18 protein-coding genes and 1 riboswitch are annotated in these 18,800 nt (G+C 65.2%); of the genes, 9 read left to right on the forward strand and 9 right to left on the reverse strand.

Going from position 1 to position 18,800, the window contains the following annotated elements:
* The first annotated feature begins 249 nt into the window (after positions 1-249).
* From AB0J29_RS12645 to AB0J29_RS12675, 7 genes are all read left to right on the forward strand, one after another.
* Positions 250-1,455: a helix-turn-helix domain-containing protein gene (locus AB0J29_RS12645; protein WP_364783746.1), complete on the forward strand. Its 1,206-nt coding sequence runs from the start codon at positions 250-252 to the stop codon at positions 1,453-1,455.
* A gap of 447 nt (positions 1,456-1,902) precedes the next feature.
* Positions 1,903-2,283, forward strand: a complete 381-nt coding sequence (locus AB0J29_RS12650) for a hypothetical protein (RefSeq protein ID WP_364783749.1) — start codon at positions 1,903-1,905, stop codon at positions 2,281-2,283.
* Between the two features lie 483 nt (positions 2,284-2,766).
* Positions 2,767-2,835: riboswitch (cobalamin riboswitch) on the forward strand.
* Between the two features lie 64 nt (positions 2,836-2,899).
* A complete protein-coding gene (locus AB0J29_RS12655; RefSeq protein WP_364783752.1) occupies positions 2,900-3,937 on the forward strand; it encodes an ABC transporter substrate-binding protein in 1,038 nt (345 codons plus the stop codon).
* 41 nt (positions 3,938-3,978) lie between these two features.
* Entirely contained in the window at positions 3,979-4,971 is a 993-nt protein-coding gene (locus AB0J29_RS12660) for an iron chelate uptake ABC transporter family permease subunit (RefSeq protein WP_364783849.1), read from the forward strand.
* On the forward strand, positions 4,968-5,732 hold the full coding sequence (locus AB0J29_RS12665; protein WP_364783754.1) for an ABC transporter ATP-binding protein: 765 nt from the start codon (positions 4,968-4,970) through the stop codon (positions 5,730-5,732). Before AB0J29_RS12660 ends, AB0J29_RS12665 begins: the two co-directional genes overlap by 4 nt.
* 121 nt (positions 5,733-5,853) lie before the next feature.
* Positions 5,854-6,906, forward strand: coding sequence for an ABC transporter substrate-binding protein (locus AB0J29_RS12670; protein WP_364783756.1), 1,053 nt, complete (start codon positions 5,854-5,856; stop codon positions 6,904-6,906).
* A 210-nt stretch (positions 6,907-7,116) separates the two neighbouring features.
* Entirely contained in the window at positions 7,117-7,269 is a 153-nt protein-coding gene (locus tag AB0J29_RS12675; RefSeq protein ID WP_364783760.1) for a hypothetical protein, read from the forward strand.
* On the opposite strand, the gene AB0J29_RS12680 is transcribed toward AB0J29_RS12675, so the two are convergent.
* Both AB0J29_RS12680 and AB0J29_RS12685 read right to left on the reverse strand, forming a co-directional pair.
* On the reverse strand, positions 7,256-7,435 hold the full coding sequence (locus AB0J29_RS12680; RefSeq protein WP_364783763.1) for a hypothetical protein: 180 nt from the start codon (positions 7,433-7,435) through the stop codon (positions 7,256-7,258). The two genes, AB0J29_RS12675 and AB0J29_RS12680, sit on opposite strands and share 14 nt — an antisense overlap.
* 26 nt (positions 7,436-7,461) lie before the next feature.
* Complete coding sequence (locus tag AB0J29_RS12685; protein ID WP_364783766.1) at positions 7,462-8,709, reverse strand: cytochrome P450; 1,248 nt, start codon at positions 8,707-8,709, stop codon at positions 7,462-7,464.
* A 649-nt stretch (positions 8,710-9,358) separates the two neighbouring features.
* Between AB0J29_RS12685 and AB0J29_RS12690 the strand changes: the two genes are divergently transcribed.
* Positions 9,359-9,991, forward strand: coding sequence for a TetR/AcrR family transcriptional regulator (locus AB0J29_RS12690; protein ID WP_364783769.1), 633 nt, complete (start codon positions 9,359-9,361; stop codon positions 9,989-9,991).
* A gap of 90 nt (positions 9,992-10,081) precedes the next feature.
* On the opposite strand, the gene AB0J29_RS12695 is transcribed toward AB0J29_RS12690, so the two are convergent.
* From AB0J29_RS12695 to AB0J29_RS12715, 5 genes are all read right to left on the reverse strand, one after another.
* Positions 10,082-11,692, reverse strand: a complete 1,611-nt coding sequence (locus AB0J29_RS12695) for a PEP-utilizing enzyme (protein WP_364783772.1) — start codon at positions 11,690-11,692, stop codon at positions 10,082-10,084.
* Complete coding sequence (locus tag AB0J29_RS12700; protein WP_364783775.1) at positions 11,689-13,197, reverse strand: pyruvate, phosphate dikinase; 1,509 nt, start codon at positions 13,195-13,197, stop codon at positions 11,689-11,691. The genes AB0J29_RS12695 and AB0J29_RS12700 overlap by 4 nt, the downstream gene beginning before the upstream one ends.
* Positions 13,194-13,808 carry a MarR family transcriptional regulator gene (locus tag AB0J29_RS12705; RefSeq protein ID WP_364783778.1) on the reverse strand — a complete coding sequence of 205 codons (615 nt, stop codon included), beginning with the start codon at positions 13,806-13,808 and terminating at the stop codon, positions 13,194-13,196. Before AB0J29_RS12705 ends, AB0J29_RS12700 begins: the two co-directional genes overlap by 4 nt.
* Before the next feature lie 30 nt (positions 13,809-13,838).
* Positions 13,839-14,735, reverse strand: a complete 897-nt coding sequence (locus tag AB0J29_RS12710) for a hypothetical protein (protein ID WP_364783781.1) — start codon at positions 14,733-14,735, stop codon at positions 13,839-13,841.
* A gap of 414 nt (positions 14,736-15,149) precedes the next feature.
* Positions 15,150-15,305: a hypothetical protein gene (locus AB0J29_RS12715; protein WP_364783784.1), complete on the reverse strand. Its 156-nt coding sequence runs from the start codon at positions 15,303-15,305 to the stop codon at positions 15,150-15,152.
* 503 nt (positions 15,306-15,808) lie between these two features.
* Here AB0J29_RS12715 and AB0J29_RS12720 point away from each other — a divergent pair.
* Entirely contained in the window at positions 15,809-17,110 is a 1,302-nt protein-coding gene (locus AB0J29_RS12720) for a VWA domain-containing protein (protein ID WP_364783787.1), read from the forward strand.
* Between the two features lie 244 nt (positions 17,111-17,354).
* On the opposite strand, the gene AB0J29_RS12725 is transcribed toward AB0J29_RS12720, so the two are convergent.
* Both AB0J29_RS12725 and AB0J29_RS12730 read right to left on the reverse strand, forming a co-directional pair.
* Positions 17,355-17,765 (reverse strand): hypothetical protein, encoded by a 411-nt coding sequence (locus tag AB0J29_RS12725; protein WP_364783790.1) that lies wholly within the window; start codon positions 17,763-17,765, stop codon positions 17,355-17,357.
* Between the two features lie 93 nt (positions 17,766-17,858).
* Positions 17,859-18,776, reverse strand: coding sequence for an alpha/beta hydrolase (locus AB0J29_RS12730; protein WP_364783793.1), 918 nt, complete (start codon positions 18,774-18,776; stop codon positions 17,859-17,861).
* Positions 18,777-18,800: the final 24 nt, after the last annotated feature.

Consider the following 18,800-nt stretch of genomic DNA (forward strand, 5'->3'; position numbering starts at 1 on the left):
GATCAGCATCGTTCCCCCTCGGTACGGCGAATGTTTAGGTGCGCCCGGCTCCGACAACCCCTGAATGTCCTCGGAGCGGGAGCGGATTGCATCAGGGCTAGCTGGCCGTTCTCCCCACCGGGCGCTATTCCAGATCAACACGGCTGTGTCCGGTTGTGCAGGTCTACGCTGTTTTCAAACAGCACTTCTCGGATCTGAATACGCGCGGGCGGGTGTGTGATGGACACGGGGGTAACAGGATTGCTGGGGATGGAACCTCAACGGACGGGCCGAGTACTGCGGCGGTTGCGCGACGACCGCGGGTTGAGTCTGCGCGACCTCGCTGGGCTGACTTACTGTGCGTGGTCGCATCTCGCGAACATCGAGGCCGGTCGGCGTTGGCCGAAAGATCGGGGATGGGCTGAGCGAGTAGACCGTGCGTTGGACGCGCACGGGGAGCTGCTGGCCGCATGGGATGACGACCAGCGGGACAACGCGCGCCGGGATGACACGTTGCGAATGTTGGAGCAATCTCGACGCGAGTCTGAGGCGCTGCTTTCCGCTCCCGATGCCGCCCCGCTCGACGACATGCAAGACGGAATCATCGACGTTGCGCGCCGAGCACGGTTCGAGTCATACGACAAGACGCTGTCGCGGGCGATGGCGATTCGATCGGAGTTGATGCGTCGCATTCGTGCTGGCGCACATCGGCCCGAAGAAATACGTGAACTGTATGTAGCTCTCGGTCGCGTTTGCGGCGTGCTCTCCTATCTCACGCTTGATCTTGGGCAAGCGGATACAGCACGAATTCACGCGCAAGCGTCGTTCGAACTGGGAGACCGGGCCGACCATGACCAGTTACGGGCTTGGGCACGTGGCACGCAGGCGCTGGCGTTCAGGTTCGTCAAAGATTTCGAATCGGCTCGCGATTCTGCGACCGATGGGTTGCGGTACGTGACCGGTTCGACGGGGACCGCTGAAGCGCGCCTGCTGTGTGGGCTGGCCGCGTCGGTTGCGAACTTGGGTGACTCGGCGCGGGCGCTTGAACTGCTGGACGAAGCCGATCGGGCGCGTGATGCGGCGGGACCGGATGAGATTCCGGGGCTGTTTACGTTCTCCCCAGCGAAACAGATCTATTACCGGGGGTTTTCGCTGATGTGGGCCGATGACCAGAGGATTCAGCGGAAGTCGGTCAAAGCCTCCGAGCGCGCCATTGATGCTTGGCAAGTTCAGCGCTCACCGGGTGACGAGATGCTGAGTCAGATCTACCTTGCGTCCGCGAACGCACGGTTAGGTGACCTGGATGCATCGTTGGCTGCCGTGACACCAGTGCTGGAGAGCCCCATATCAGCGCATTTCTCTTGGGTGCGAAAACGCCTGAACCAACTCGAGGGATTGCTGAGCCAGAATTTCCCCGACTCTGCCGTCGCGGCAGATATGCGCGAAACCTTGACCACCTACGTACACACCAAGTAGCCAATTGTCCGCCCACTCCGGGGGCGATGCGTCGGTGAAAGGCCGAAGGTTTCATATCTGGCTGCGTAGTGTGAACAGTCGAAGCAATCGAATTGAATACTCGCGGTGAGAGTTTCAACGCGGGGATTGACAACGGGCTGACCTGACACGGGGCTGGTGACGGTCGCAGATGCGAGTGGTCTCGACGGTCCGACTTCAGCTCGAGCAACCCGCAATGAGATGCAGGCGGCGACGAGAAAGTCTGATGGAGTGTGATGCCGACGCGCCGTATCGGGGCGCAACCATTCGGTACGCACGGTCATTGCCGTAAATGATTGGTGTGCAAGCAGTTTCGTGGCCTGGCAATACTCGGGTACCGTCATCAACCCCTGCGGCTGATAAGGAGCGACCAATGATGAGCGAGCAGGGGGCTGGGACGAATTCGTTGTGGCGCTGTGCGATCTGGCAGTGAAGTACGACGCCGACACTTTCCTCCATGAGTCCCTGGTGCTGCTGACAGCACGCGCGATACCGCCTGGCGACAAGACGGGCAGGATCGCGGTCACCCGGTTCGACGATGAGGCCGCCCGAATAGAAACCGGATGGTGTTTCAACATCGTCACCGACTATGTCGCCGAGGACACCAGTCAGCCGGTGCCCGCACTGAGACTCGTCGAGGCGATCTGTCGCGGCGACGCCGAAGAGCACTGCCTGATCGATGCCGACGGACGTTGGGTCGGAGTTCTCCTCAATGCTTGGGGGGAAGGTGGTAGTTGGATGTCAGGCGACCATGGCCGTCCCGAGAAACGGGCGACGCGACGGTTCCCGAGGTGGAACGAAACCACATGACAGCGCCAAGAGCCACGCGGTATGGCCGAGTCAGTCCTTCTCGGCCAGAGAGCAATACAGCGTCGCGCGGCTGACGCGAGCGTTTCCGCGATTAGCCGGTACGGCCTCGCCGTGGCGCACATCCGGTCGGCGAGAGCGATCAGATCGGGCTGGAGGGAGCGAAGGCGGCCGATGGGCAGCCTCGCGCTTTTCGGGGCCGGATTTCGCCAGGTTGTGCAAGTGAAATTCGCTGTGGCCGAACGGATTCCCCATACTCATGATAGAAAACGTCACGTCACGAGCATTTTGTACCGAAACCACGCACCTGCGATCGAGGGCACGCTGTTGACTTCATCGCTGGTGGATCCTCTGGCCAAGTTCGCTGTTCTTGACAGCAATCTGGCTGACATTCGGAGGCATCGCGCACAAAGTCCGCGGACGCCATGACGGCTGCCAAACTCCCCCCTCCTCCCACCCGGTAGCATCTGCGCAGCGGTCGTCGAGGGAACACCGGTGTAAATCCGGGGCTGACGCGCAACGGTAACGGCTCGATTCGGGTCGGAGCCCGACTACTCGGCGATCGTGGTACCAGTTTTCATGGCTCCGCGGCTGAGCCCTGATCAAGGAGTTCACGCCGATGCGTTCGGTATTCCGGCACCTCGGTGCCCTGTTCGCGCTCACCGGCATGGTGAGCCTCGCCGGGTGCGCCGACCATGGCGAAACCACAGGCGCCTCCACTGCGTCCGGGGCCGGGTTTCCCCTGACGATCCAGAATTGTGGGCGGGCGGTCACCGTCGATGCTCCTCCGCGACGGGCGGTGTCGCTCAACCAGGGATCGACGGAGATTCTGCTGTCGCTGGGCTTGGCCGATCGGATGGTCGGCACCGCGACCTGGACCGACCCGGTGCGCGCGGATCTCGCCGAAGCCAATGCGAAGGTGCCGCGACTGGCCGACAACAAGCCGTCGCTCGAGGTCGTACTCGACGCCGAGCCCGATTTCGTCTCTGCCTCTTTCGGCGGCACGTTGGGTACCGGTGGTGTGGCCGACCGCGATCGGTTCGACCAGCTCGGGGTGCCGAACTATCTGTCACCGACCGATTGTGAAGGCCGAACCTCGAGTGTGAACGCAGATGGTGGGCGCACCGAACCGCTGCGTATCGACTCGGTCTACACCGAGATCCGCCAGCTGGCCACGATCTTCGATGTGAAGGATCGCGGCGAAACGCTGATCGCGTCGTTGCAGCGACGCCTCGACGCCGCCACCACCGCCACCAAGAACGCCGGGGTGAGCTTGGCGTTCTGGTTCTCCGACATCCGCACGCCGTATATGGCCGGGTGCTGCGGTTCGTCGGGCATCATCGCGAGCGCGATCGGTGCGAGCAACGTCTTCGCCGACACCACTGACGAATGGCCGCAGGTCAGCTGGGAAAGTGTCGCCGACCGTGATCCGTACGCGCTGGTGCTCGCCGATCTGAGCAGGCGCACGATCGACGGTGACGCCCTCGACAGCAAGATCGCCTTCCTGCAGTCACATCCGGTCACCCAGCGGATGGCCGCCGTGCGGGAGAACCGGTTCGTCGTGGTGAACGGCGCCGACATGAATCCGTCGCTGCGCACCGTGGACGGGGTGGAGAAGGTGGCGGCGGCACTGGCGCAGTGGGGACCGGTCCGCTGACCGGGACCATCGCCCGGCGCAGCGGACCGGCGGTGGCCATCATGTCGGCGGCCGGGCTCGCGGTGCTGGTGGCCTCGATCGCGATCGCACTGACCATCGGTCCGGCCAACCTGTCGGTGGGCGAGGTCTACGCGGTCGTTGGCGAACATCTCGGATTCGGTGCGGCGGACGTCAGCCGGATCAAAGACGGCATCGTGTGGGAGTTGCGGCTGCCCCGCACCCTGCTCGCGGCGATCTGCGGCGCCGGGCTGGCGCTGTGTGGCGCGATCATGCAGTCGGTGCTGCGCAATCCGCTCGCCGACCCGTTCGTGCTCGGTATCTCCTCCGGCGCGTCGACCGGCGCAGTGCTGGTGGCAGTCCTCGGTATCGGCGGCGGAGCGATATCGCTGGCCGCGGGCGCTTTCGGCGGGGCGATCGCGGCGTTTGCGCTGGTGCTTGTCCTCGCGGCCGCTGTCGGTGGTGGCACCGCCCGCATCGTCCTGGCCGGTGTCGCGGCGACGCAGCTGTTCTCCGCGCTCACCTCGTTCATCGTGGTGTCGAGCGCCGACGCCGAACAGACCCGGGGTGTGCTGTTCTGGCTGCTCGGTTCGCTCTCGGGCGCGGACTGGTCCGACGTTATCGTGTGTGGGTCGATCACCGGTGCGGGCCTTGCGATCTGCCTGAGCCGCGCCGCGGCGCTGGACGCATTCACTTTCGGCGCGTCCTCGGCGGCGGCGCTGGGCGTCCCGGTACGGGCGACGCGGGCGCTGTTGCTCGCGGTCACCGCGTTGATCACCGCCGCTCTGGTGAGCGCGGCCGGTGCGATCGGATTCGTCGGGTTGGTGCTGCCGCATGCGGCACGTCTCGTCGTCGGGCCGCGACACAGCCGGTTGCTCCCGGTGACGGTGCTGGCAGGCGCGATCTTCACGGTCTGGGTCGACGTCGCCGCGCGAACCGTGTTCGCGCCCACCGAAGTTCCCGTCGGGGTCGCGACCGCGCTGATCGGTGTTCCGGCGTTCATCGCACTGCTGCTACGGAATCGAGCGATGGTATGACCTTGCGCGCGGAGGACCTGAGCTGGACCCGGGGCGGGAACCTGATACTGGACGACGTCACCGTCGAGCCCGACACGGGCGAGACCATCGGCGTGCTCGGCCCCAACGGGTCGGGCAAATCCTCGCTGCTGCGTTTGCTCAGCGGTATCGGCCGGCCCGACAGCGGTCGGGTGCTGCTCGACGGCGCCGACATCAGCGGGTGGCGCCGCAACCGGATCGCGCGCCGGGTAGCGGTCGTCGATCAGCACGCGGACACCGAAGTCGACATCACTGTCGAGGACGTGGTGTCGCTGGGACGTATTCCCCATCGCGGGGTGTTCGGCGGGGACGCCGAGGCCGACGCCGAGGCTGTGCGGAAAGCGTTGGCGCACACCGCGATGACCGACAAGGCACAGAATCGCTGGCACACGCTCTCCGGTGGTGAGCGTCAGCGCACGCAGATCGCCCGGGCGCTGGCCCAGCAGCCGCGTGAGCTACTGCTGGACGAACCGACGAACCACCTCGATATCCGACACCAGCTCGATCTCCTCGCCCTGGTGACCGCGCTGCCGGTGACCTGCTACATCGCGCTGCACGACCTCAACCTGGCCGCGATGTTCTGCGACCGGCTGCTGATCCTGGACCGGGGTCGCATCGTCGATTTCGGCTCGCCCGCCGAGGTGATCACCGCCGAGATGGTTGAGCAGGTGTATCAGGTGCGAGCCCAGATCGGTACCGACCCCGATCACGGATATCCCATCGTGTCGTTCCGTCCCCCGTGAGTGAGCCACCGTTGCGCTCACACCGTCCGCCGAGGCCGACTCCGAACCCGGCCCTGGCCAGACGTCCACCCACCGTCCGGTTCGGTCTCGAGCGACTCCGAGGTTGATGACGTTGCACATCATGAAGACAACGACTGGATCGTTGCGAACAGTGGCCGCGTTCGGCCTGATCAGCACCCTTCTCATCGCAGCCAGCGCCTGCGGCTCGCCCGCCGGGACTTCCGACGACCACGGTTCGGCCCATGACACCCCCGGCCGCACAAGTTACCCGCTCACCCTCGACAACTGCGGCGTCAAGGTCACCTTCGACAAAGCCCCCACACGGGCCGTCTCGCTCTACCAGGCATCCACCGAAATCCTGCTGTCGTTGGGCCTGGCCGACCGGATGGTCGGCGCCTCGACCTGGTTCGACCCGGTCCTGCCCGTGCTGGCAGCCGACAACGCGAAGGTCCCCCGCCTCGCCGACAACGACCCCGCACTGGAAACGGTGCTCGACACCGAACCCGACCTCGTCACCTCGGCCAGCGCACACACCTTCACCCCTGCCGTCGTCGCCGAACGGTCCCGATTCGCCCAACTCGGCATCCCGACCTACCAGTCGCCGTCGGTGTGCACCGGAGCGACCGTCGACGGCGAGACCGTCACTCGCACAGCATCACTGGGTATCGACACGCTGTTCCAGGAGATCACCGAACTCGCGCGGATCTTCGACGTCCAGGACCGCGGCACCCAACTGGTCGACCAGCTGAAGGGCCGGCTCCAGGCGGTCACGGCGCGCACCGACAGCCCTGGCGAGCCGACGGTGGCGTTCTGGTTCTCCGGCATCAAGACGCCCTACATGGCCGGATGTTGCTCTGCGCCAGGCCTGTATGCCCGCGAGGTCGGGGCACGCAACGTCTTCGCCGACACCCGTGCGGACTGGCCCGAGATCAGCTGGGAAGCAGTCGTCGCCAGCGACCCCGACGTCCTCGTCCTCGCCGACCTCAGCCGCAAGCGCGTCGACGGCGACGCCCTCGAGACCAAAAAGCAGTTCCTCGAATCGAACCCGGCCACCGCCCGCATGCGCGCCGTCCAGGGCAAGCGCTACGTCGTCATGACCGGTTCGGAACTCGATCCGGGCATCCGCGAAATCGACGCCATCGAGAAACTGGCGGCGGGCCTCACGACACGCTAGCGCGGAAACACCGAGGTTGGGCCGCCGAGCCGTCGCTGGCCGGTGGCCCGGTCGACATCGAAGTCGAATTCTGCGCAGGCCTTCAGAATTCCGTCGACTCGCGCTCTGACAGGTCAGTGGCGCGCACATTGGCCTCGCCGGCACCGGCCGAATCCCGCTGCGCGCCCTCGCCGTTGGCGAGAATGTCACCGCGACGATGATAGATCGGCCGTGTCCGCCGCCCGCCCGCGTCGCGTTCAGAGCTACGGCCTCGTCGATCACAGCGAGCGCGCCGATCTGATCACCACGCCCGTCGGCGACGACGGCGAGCTCATCCAAGATCGTCACGATCGCCCGATGGTTCCCAGTGTCACGAAAACCTGAAGAGCACAGCGGAATTCGCGTTCAGCCTCGAACGGACGCCAGAGATGAGCAAGCGGAGCCCGTTGCCGAGATGCGCAAGCGCCTGCGACCATGCATCGGGCGCGAACAGCCGCCGCTCCAGCCCGGCGTCGATCAAGCCCCCGGCGATCGCCAGCAGGAACACCACATGTGGGGCACGCTCACCGCACCTTCTCAGGACACGTGCAGCGGAGCGGAAGGGGGGAACTCGACCGGCAGAGACGTCAGTGACCGATGGAAGGGACCGGGCCGCCAGGTCGGGGGTTCGGTCAGACGGATATCGGGCAGTGCATCGAGGAGCTGATCGATGGCGTCTTGTGCGATCAGGTACGCCATGGATTGCGCGGGGCAGGTGCGTGGGCCGAGGCCGAACGCCAGATGTGAGCGATTGCCGGTGCGATTATCGCTTCGGACCGCGGGATCGTTGTTGCAGGCGGCAATGCTGATGACGACCGGCTGATGTGCCGGCAGCCAGACGCCATCGATGAGGATCGGCTGACGGGGGTAGGTGAGCAGATAGTTCGCCAGCGGAGGATCGTTGAACAAGACGTCGTCCAAGGCCTCGCGGGTGGACAAGCTCCCGCCGAGGACGCTTCCGCCCAAACGGTCGTCGGTGAGGATGCGCAGCAAAGTGTTGACGATCAAGTTCTGTTGGAACTCGATCCCCGCGCCGTATTGGCTTGCCAACTGGTGGACCATCTCGAGATCGTCGAGTTCGGCTGGATGCCGTAGCAGTGCCGAGGTGACGTCTTTGCCGGGTTTGGTCCGTTTGAGGCTCACCAACTCCAACATTGCTTCACTGATCAGCTTGTTGCCGTTGTCGGCGTCGACCCCCTCTACGATCGAAGCCATACCGGCGGCCATCCGCTGCCCGATCTTCGGTGGGCAGCCGAACAGGACATTGAGAACTCCGAATACCAGTGGGAACGTGTACTGGCTGATCAGATCGGCTCTGCCGTCCCCGCAGAAGGAGTTGATCAGCGAGATGGCAATCTCCTCCACGGTTGCACGCAGAGCATAGAGATCGACCTCACCGACGCTCTCGGTCGTAGCCTGCCGGTAGCGGGCAGCGTCCGCACCTTCGGACCTGGTCGCCATCGGCCGCCACTGCATCATCGGGAGGACAGGGCAGTCAGCGGCGATGCCCTTCTGCCAGGTGCGCGGATCAGCGGAGAAATGCTCGGGATCGTGGAGTATCCGCACCGCGGTCTTGTAATCGATCACCAACGTGGCGGGAACGCCCGGCGCCAGTTCCACCGGCATCAAAGACGGGTACTGCTTGCGCATTTCGTGGTAGTAGCCATGGGGATCAGCGTCGAACTCCGGCGCGAACAGCGGCATCCGTGGGCCGTCGGAATCGAAGGGCGAGCCGGGAAAGGCTGGGCAGGACGGGGTGGGCGCTTCGGACCGGGAGGTACTCAAGAATGGGACTCCAGACGGTTATGACGTACTGCGAACTATGCATCACGGCTTAGGTGGTGTTCTTGCTGGACATCAGGCCATGGATGGGCTGCATCGGTGCATCACTTCGTACTCGATCGGTTCTCCTGACCGGGCTGGCTCCGCGGCGGCGACCGGCGAAATCTGGATACTCGACGAACGCCTCGGCCGGATCCGCGCCCTCCGGCGCTATCCATCGAAAATCTCGATGTGCTTTGTTCCCCAACATGATTGGACGACGACGATACCCCTATACCCGTCGATCCGCTGATTCCACGAGTCGGCTCGGCTTCTGCTCAGCTCGCAGAAGCGCCGAGATTACCTGCGCGAGTGCACTTTCGGGCAACGGATGATCCCGCGTCGCGTCTCGCATTCGGTTGTTCCGCGTGTGTATGAGCCGCCGCGACGGCTGCCCTGCCGAACCCCATTCTGGTCCGGAGGTGGAACCGGCACCTGCCCGTTACACCTTGCGGCAGACCACGCCGAAACACCCGATTCGAAGCGCGCAGGCTGGCTCACGGACCCCGAGAAAGATCGAGCTAGACTCGGTCCGATGCTGTCCGTTTCGGCGGGCGCGGGGTGGCGGTCGGCGACGAGATCGCAATGTCGGTGGACGAGAGGTAGCGCGGTTGTGACTGACCTGGCAGGAGAGCCTCGACGAGGTCGAGGGCGCCCTGCCGGATCCGACGGAGCGAATACCAGAGATCGCATTCTGCGGGCAGCGCGTGAACTGTTCAGTGAAGTCGGTTACGACCGTGCGACATTCACAGATATCGCGGCGCGTGCCGATGTCACGCGCACCAATGTCAACCACTACTTCCGGGGCAAAGACGAGCTCTACCGGACGCTGTTCGAAGCGGACAAGGGCAGCGTGCTCACGGCAGGCATCGCCGAGGCCGAGGCGAAAGCGGATCTCGCCGAGAGGATGGCCACCTTTCTGCGCACCGCCATGCAGGTGGATTCCGAGGACCGCACCTACGTGCGGTTCCTGGCAGCTTCACTGTTCGATGCGCTTCGCAACCCGGAGTTCGGTGGATGGGCCGAGGGACAGCTCAACTATGTGCGTAGCTTCATCCGGTCGTCATTGGAAGCCGCCGTGGCGGACGCGACCATCCGCCAGGACGTCGATATCACAGCCGTCACCGAAATGCTGGTCGCGGTGATATGGGGGATGAGCATGTACGCGGGATTCGTCGGAACGCACGATCAACTAGAGCCGATGGTCGAGCAATTCGCAGGCCTGCTGCACGGCACCCTCTGGTAGGAGCGCGCAAGGTGGATATCGTGCCTGCCTCGTAGATCAACGGGGCAGACACGACGCCTGATCGAATCGATTTCTACCGCGCCATACGAGTCACCCGAGCACAGTGATGGTGCCCGCATCACCGTCCAAGCGGATGTGCTGACCGTCGCGGATCCGGTAGCTACCGTTCTCGGTTCCGCAGACACACGGGATACCGAGTTCACGTGCCACGATCGGGCCATGGCTGAGCAGGCCGCCGTAATCGGTGACGACCCCGGCCGCGACAAGGAACAACGACACCCAGCTCGGGTCGGTCGTCTCACAGACGAGGATGTCGCCGTCGTCGAGCTCGGTGGTCGATGGATCGCGGACCACCCGGGCGCGGCCTTCCACCACACCACCGCTGGCGGCCACGCCCGTGATGACACTGGAGACGTCCAGTGCGGGCGCATCGGACTCGCCCACTGTGGTCAGTGCTGGCACGCCCGCCCATGCTTGCGGCAACCGGTAGGTGCACCGCTCGTCATAGTGAGCCTGTCGTTCGGCGACCAGGGCGCGCCGATCACCCGTGATGCCGCCGCACACTTCGTCGTACGACAGGTGGAAGACATCGTCGACACGGTCGATCACGCCCGCATCGACCAGCAGGGCGCCTTGTCTGCGCATGACGGCCCTCGCGACATCGAAGGTGAGCAGGTAGCCGGCCTTGCCCTGCTCGCGAAGGGCGATCCAGCGACTGGCCATACGCACAGTCCAGGCAGCGGCGCGGCGCTTGCGTCGGGGCAGGGCCGACTGGAGCTCGGCCAGGGCGCGTTGCCGCGTCTCGACTTGCTCTTGGCTCCGATTGCGCGGCGCCCGTGGGCTGTCGGCGGCGATAGCGCGGTAGTCGACGAGCCGGTTGAGCACCGGGGTCGGGTCCTCACGCCAGGTCACGCCGGACAACTGCCCCTCATTGTTGCCGTGGTAACCGTGCCGATCGGTGAACTCGCGCAGGCTGATGTCGTCGTGGGCCAGTGCCCACAGGTCGTGCGCGACGTCGCTTTCGTCCGTCCCGACCCCGGACAACAGTGCGGGCCCGAGATCGGACAAGTCGAGACCGGTCAACATGTCGGTCACCCGATCCGCCAGCCCGGAGCTGACGAATGCGACGAGCATGTGCATGGTCAACATGCGTTGGAAGCGCCGCTGTGCGTCGGCCAGCAGCTCGACGCACCCGACATGGTCGAGTGCGTCGATGCCGTCGAGGTGCGCCAGCCGCCATCGGCGCAGCTCGGCGAATTCGGCATCGTGCCGCTTGGGCAGCCGAAGTACGGCTCCCGGCGCCTTGACGGCAATGACCGGATAGCGGCGTGCGCTGTTCGCGTCGACGGTCTCCGGCCGGACGTAGCCGAACAGCTGCTGTTCGACCGCGGTCGCCGATGTGCCGGGCGTGATATTCGCGATCTCGCGGAACTTGTCGATATTCGCCGCGGCCCGCCCGGCGAACAACGTCCAGAACATGTCCTCCGGTTGGTCGGGGAGATAGACCTGCTTCCGTTTGAGGACACCCAAATTCAGGAACGTCGTGCGGGTCGCCAACTCCACCGGCGCGTTGATGAAGGTGAAGCCGAGTGTGGTGAAGACGCCGGGGAATGCCTCCGCGACATTGCCGGTCGTCCAGGTGACCGCCGGATCGATCGTTGTGTTGTCGAGCGTTTCCTCGACGGTTTCGCGGCTGCTCATCGGATTTTCTCCATCTTGCGTCGTTGGAGCAGCTCGGGTAGCGAACCCGGTGCGCTATCGGGGAATTCCGCGCGTGCCCATTGGGCGAGCAGCGCAAGATCGGGATCGTCGACCGTGCTGGCGGGCACAACGGTGATCTCGCCGGGATACACCGTGCCGGTCGACGCGTCGACGGTGACTGTCCGCCCGGCCAGCGCCATGAGTGTCCCTGTGCCGCAACCGACTACACACGGGATGGCCATTTCCCGGCAGACCACCGCCGCGTGCGATGTCGAGCCCCCGAGTTCGGTGATCACCGCGACGGCGACGGACATCGCCGCCACATCATCGGGATCGGTGGTCGGCCGGGCGAGGATCACCGCTTCGCCCCGGTCGGCGCGTTCCTCGGCATCGTCGGCATCGGTGACGACGATGCCGGTGGCAATGCCTGGGCAGGCCGGTTTCCCGGTCGCCACCGCTGCGGTCGCGGCCACGTCGGCTTGGTCGAGATGAGCGGTGAGCAAGGTCCTAACATGCTCGGGCTGTACCCGGTCGAGCGCCTCGGCGTCGGTGATCAGACCTTCCTGCCGAAGCATTACCGCATGGCGGATCACGGCCTCAGGGGATCGTTTCGCGACTCGCGCCTGCAGCAGCCACAAGGTGCCGCTCTCCACGGTGAACTCGATATCCTGCACGTCACGGCTGTCTGTCTCCAGCCGAGCAGCCGCGGCAAGCAGATCGGCGTGGACTCCTGGCATCGTGGCAGCCAGCTCGGCTAGGGCAAGGGCGTCGGCGCGTCCGGACACCACGTCCTCGCCCTGGCCGCGTGGCAACCACTCACCGTAGGCTTCGGCGCCGCCGGTGAGTGGGTCACGGGTGAACAGCACGCCGGTGCCCGAGCTGTCGTCGAGATTGCCGAAGACCATGGCCTGCACGGTCACCGCGGTGCCGCCGTCGTGCGGCAGCCCGCGGCTCTCGCGATAGCTGATCGCGCGCGGCGAGTTCCACGAATCGAGTACTGCGACCACCGCGAGGCGCAACTGCTCCCACGGATCCGATGGCGGGGGGCAACCGACAACTTTCTCGAACTGCTCGCGAAATCGCCGACGGGTGTCGGCGGCGAATGCGGCGGTGTCGCCTGCCTGTTCGGCCAGTGCCTGCTCGACCTCGTCGGTCATGCCCAGATTGAGAACCGTGTCCATCATCCCCGGCATGCTGGTCGCGGCGCCCGAGCGCACCGAGACCAGCAGTGGGCGCGGGGCGGCTCCGAACCGGCGGGCGGTGACCGCTTCCAGTTCCGCCACGGCTGCGGGCACATCACGCCAGACGTCGGCGGGCAGTGTCTCGCCGGTGCTGTGCATGCGACGGCAGACATCGGTGGTGATGACGAAAGCGGGGGGGACGGGGATCCCGAGCGCCATCATCCGTTGGATACTCCATGCCTTGCCGCCGAGCAGGTCCCGATCCGCGGTGGTGACGGCGTCGAGGATCAGAATCGACGAGAGGTCGTCTGCTGTCGAGGTCATTCCGCCCTCCCCGCCGCCGCTTCCTGCGCGCGGGACAGGCCGGCCAGGCCGATCAGTTCCTCGTGTAGTTCGAACCAGACCGTGTGGTAGCTGTCGATGAGCGGCCGCGCGAACCAGGTCGGTTCACCGGACTGGACCTTCGCCACCGCCGAGGCGAACCGGTTCGGGTATGCCGTGAGCCGTGGCGCGAGTCGTACGAGTTCCCCGACCAGCGGGGCGAAGCGCACGTGCAGATCCGCCAGCCGCGCCACGATGCGGGCGTCGTACTCGGCGTCGGTGTGGTCGTTCGGGCGCACTCCTTCGATGAGCTGCCAATCGCTGACCAGCTGCTTGAATTCCGTATTGAACTCGTCGAAATCGAGGTAGCGCTGTCGCAACAGCTCATGGTCGATGGTGGCGCGCTCGGCTGCCAGCAATGTGTCGAGCCGGGCCCGACCCGCAGGGGTGAGTTTGACGCGTACTCCCACCTGAGCGAGCTCGCCCCCGCTGACGAGTTGCTCCAATACAGCAGCGATTTCAGCCTCGGCAAGGCCCACCGCGGTAGCCAGATCGGCCTCGGTCGGGCGCCCCTTGAGTCGAGCGGCCTGAAGGATGCGCAGGACATGTGGCATGGTGTGTCTGCTTTCTCTCGACAACAGCTGCTAAGCGACCCGGTGCAAGATGGCCTGCTCGAAAATTCCTTCGCCGCAACGCCCTTCGCTGTCCAGCATCATGAAGTCGTCATAGACCCCCAAGGCCGGTCCATCGGTCTCGGCAGGGCCCGCCGGTACCCAGAAGCCGCCGAGGCGGGAGCGAATCGACACCACACGGGTGCTGTTGTCGGCGAGTTCGAGTCGGGCCCAGCGGTATTGGGCAGCCGCATCACGCGCGAAGGTGATGCCGGTGATCTGTGTCGAACGCGTGCTGTCGATGACGAAACCATCGGCGGTCAGCGCGTCATCGGCACCGCGGAACTTCATCGCGGAGATGAAGGTCGACTCGTCGACCATGAACAGCGCGGCGAACTCGACCCACTGCGACGATTCGTCACGGAAGCCCCAGGTGCGGTCGCGCATACCGTGACCTGTGACGGCGACCGTCGTCCCGTCGACCGTCACGCTGCCTACGACGGTGCATGCCTGCTGGAAGTGCTGGAGCGGTTGGCCGGGCACCAGCGGCGGAATGACATTGTTCGTGCCGTAGTCGGCGGCGACGAACAGCGGAGCGTTGACGAGTTCGGCCTGAACGCTCGGGTGATCGACCCGGACCCGGCCGTCGAGACCGAAATGGAGGCTGCCGCTGCTGAATGTGCCCTCCCCCAGCGGTTCGATCACCTCGGTGACCCGACCTGCCACCGAGATGCTGAAGCGGGCGCGGCGGGCACTCGGCGCGTTCGGTGAGGTCGAGACGTGCACTGTGCCGAATACCTGTGCGGCGGGGTCCCAGAACGAGAAGTAGGCATTGTCCTTCCAGACCGGGTCGCCCGCGCCTGCGGCGTCGGTGTGGATCGGCTCGGAAAGCTGGCCCCAACTTCGCTCAGTTGGTGTCACGGATGTCATCGAGGGTCCCTTCTGATTTCGGATGCGCGGACGAAATGCGGATTCATTGGGCGGGTTCGGCAGCTCCGATGCAGGTGTCGTATGTACTTGTGGCGCAGTTGGATACAGCTGTTGCGGTCCGACACGGTCAGTGTCGTCGGTCACGGTAGATCCGGCTGCGTAATCCACGCGCGGACGGTGTCGCGTCCATGGCCCGGGTGCCGGGATCGATGTTGTTGACGTAGAGGGACCGTCACTCTCAGGCCGCACGGCACGGCCCATCGTTGCGCCGACGACGAGTTCCGGGGCCAGGAACATCAGCGGAACCCGCACCGGGCCGACAGTGCGGACGAGGACGCCGGTGTCGGGCTCATCCCGGTGCGACGGCAGACCGACGCGGGCACGTCGTTCGATTCGTCCATCTCGCGTGGTCGGTTACTCGGGCAGGGCGGGCATGATCTCGCGGACGCGTTCGCTGCGCACGAGTAGCCCGCTGACCTCCCCGGCGGGCAGAGGCAACGAAGCATCCTGCCGAATCCACTGTGAGCCAGGCGGCTCGGCCACACTCGCGAGCCCGACCTCGACGCCCATGACGCACCTCCGGTTGTCGGCGCCGCGTGGATACGCGCGGACACGAACAGTGAACGGCTGCACAGGAATATGGTTGTGACGGCTGATCACGCCGACGCTCAGAGTCACTGCGCAGAAGTGAGGCTATCCACGAAATGACGGGGGTGTCAATTTATGCACTGGCCACGCACAGCGTGTGAGACAGGGCAACCGGGTTCGAAGAGTGATGCGAGTCAGAACATCTCATCTGCGTGAGACCGCCGAGGTCTGTCAGGTCTGCTTGCCGTTGATGGTGCGCGATCGAGCGCGGCGATCGAGCGCGGCGATCGAGCGCGGCGACAAACCGTCGCGTCCGACGAGTTGACCGACATCAACAGCAACTACACGCGCCTGCACATGCAAACATGCCGACCACATCCTCGGCAGGCCATCGACTATGCCCACCTCTAGCTCGGACCGGCAACAGATCGCATGGTTACGACGATTGCCCCTCGAGCGACACACTTTCCAGGCGAAGGACACCCATGGCGACGGCACAACTGACCAAAGGCCAGAATGGCCCCCTCCCCCTCACCGACTTGTCGATCTCGGTCGAAGTCGCCGCAGCGGCAGATCTGGCCGCGTTGCTGGTCACGGACAAGAGTACGGTCCGCTCGGATGCCGACTTCGTGTTCTTCAACCAACTGTCCGGGCCCGGAGTCCGACTGCAACCCGGCTCCGACGGACGGCCAGGCGTGCTGGCGGTCTCGCTCACCGCGGTGCCGGCCGATATCACCCAGATCCGTGCGGTGGTCGCTCTCGACGCACCGAACACGACATTCGGTCAGCTCCCTGCCCCTATCGCAGCAGTGATCGACACCGCCGGAAACAGGATCTACGAATACCGGATGGAGGGCCTCGGCAGCGAGACCAACGTTGTCGCCGTCGAGATGTACCGCCGTTCGGGCAACTGGAAGGTCCGAGCTGTCGGTCAAGGGTATGCGGGTGGCCTCGCAGAATTGCTGACCGATCACGGAGTCGTCGTGAACGACGACTCCTCGGCGGCGTCCCCTTCGAGCTGGCCAACGCACACAACACAACAACCTGCCACCGCAGCCGACATACGCACCGCCCATGGGGAACAGAAGCTGTCGCTGGAGAAGCGCGAGAAGCTCGACCTCCGGAAACGACAAGTAGCCAAAGTACTACTCGGCAAGGGCGTTCGCAGCATTCGTGCCCGGGTTGTCCTCGTGATCGACAAGACGGGCAGCATGCGACACCTCTATAACAGCGGAACCATCCAGCGCGTCGTCGAACGTATGATCCCGGTCGCCGTCCAGCTCGATGTCGACGGCCGCCTCAGGCCCTACCTCTACGCCGCCGACTACGCCGAACTGCCCGACATCACCGTGGACCGAGCTGAGGAATGGGCCGCGGAGTACCTACACATCCGTGGCCGCCATGGCGGCATCGACTACGCAGAGATCGGCGGCTCCAACAACGAGCTCCCGATCATGCGTGAGATCATCGCCTCCCTGACCCGGCACACCGAACCAACCCTGGTGTTGTTCTTCACCGACGGCGGGTTCCGAGAGCGAGCCAAGATCACTGCACTGATGCGTGAAGCCTCCGCACTTCCCGCGTTCTGGCAGTTCATCGGCCTCGGCCACGCCGACTACGGGCTGCTGCACAATCTGGACACAATGGCCGGGCGCCGCGTCGACAACGCCGGCTTCTTTGCCGTCGACGACATCGACATCCTGACAGACACCGATCTATACGACCGGCTTCTCGATGAATTTCCCGACTGGCTGCGCGCAGCGAAGTCCGCCGGAATACTGCACTGACCAGCCATACGAGTTCGAGCCGTATACGTCATGGCGACAGAACTCTCCGTGAGCGTTGCTGACTTGATCAGGCGATAGACATCGGCGTTCCGGGCCGACCTCACCGCGATGAGGCAAGAAACACAACGCCGCTCTCATCTGCCCGGCCCGACGCCGATGCGCCGTCCGCTACGCCATGCTGAAAACCACGCAGCCCTACCGACTTCCGGAGTCCACCGCCGCTCGAGCCGCTACGCGGCACTCCTCAGCACTCGGACGGAGGCCATGCAACGCCGATGCGGTCGGCGACACGACGGCGCAGCAAGTCGTACTCTTCGGCCCTGCGCCGTAGCGGCCCCGGAGGCCGCGGCACAATCCGGCGATTCGTGACGGTTTCCCCGAGCCTGAACTGGTCCAAGGTCAGGTCGACTTCCACCCCGTCCGGCAGCCGGTTCCACCAGTGATAACCACGCTGCTCACCGTCCAAATACACCTCGCCGAGCATGAGATCACCGCCGAACACGTCATGCACGACCAGTGCGGTGATATCGCAATGCCCCCACGCCGGATTACTGAACTCCCATGCCGCCCTGGCCATATCGTCGGGCGAACACGTGTCAGCAGCCCAGCTACCACGCAGGGCCTGCTCGATGGCAGTAAGCGTCAAAGAAACCACACAGCCAGCCTGCCACCCCAACGCAGCGCGTTCCACGCCCACGCAGGTGTTGACTCTTACCGAATGAATGGGTCATGCTCCGCGGCTACCGCTTCACCCGGCACGCTGATACACGCCGGCGTGGACGTGCTCGGCGATCAGGGCAGCGATGCGGTCGGGCGCCTCCAGCATGGGGACGTGTCCGGCGCCGTGCACCAGAATGCGGTCGGCCGAGTCGGGCAGCTCGCGCAGGAAACGTTGGGCGTAGGCACGGTGGGGTGTCACCCGGTCGCATTCGCAGATCAGCAGCCGTACCGGGGTTTTCAGCGTCGACAGGTGATCCGGTCCGGGCATGCGCAGGCCGCCGAGCAGCAACGGCAGCATGGCTGAGCAGTGCAGCGCCGCGGTGATCGCCGTGGTCACCGCGGGGGCCGGGACCGTCGAGGAATCGCCGCTCAGCGCCAGCTTCGCGAGCCGGCGGGCGGGAGCGCTGAATCGCAGCGCCGGCCCGAGGCGCTTGCCGAGCTGCACGACCGGCACCAGCGCCAGGAACTTCAGCCCCACCCGCAGTTGCAGCAGCGACGGGCAACGCCAGCCGCCGGCCGGCGCGATCGCAGTGCGGGTGCGAGCGCGGCCCCGGCCGGCCAGTTCGAAACCGACCCAGGCACCGAGCGAATTGCCAGCGATATGGCAAGTGCGCCAACCCAATTCATCGAGCTGGTTTTCGATCTCGTCGGCCAGCGCCGTCACATCCAGGTATCCGCCCCGCAGCTCGGGTCCGCCCCAATGCCCCATCAAAGCCGGAGCGAACACCTCGCACGTGCCCGACAGCCGCGCCGCGACCGGCGCCCAGCAGCGTGGGGACATCATGAACCCGTGCAGCAGCAGAAGGGGTTCGCCGGACCCGGTGTGCAGGGCTTTCAGCGGCGGTAGGGTCGTGGGCCGGCTGGTAGCTGACATCATTGTCATCGCCTCTTTCTGGACTTCGTTGTCCGCGGAGGAGCAGCCCGACCGGCGTGCCCACGACGACATCGATCAGAGCGATGCCGGGTCACC

Origin of the sequence: Nocardia sp. NPDC049707, assembly GCF_040674855.1 — a bacterium.
Lineage (GTDB): Bacteria > Actinomycetota > Actinomycetes > Mycobacteriales > Mycobacteriaceae > Nocardia.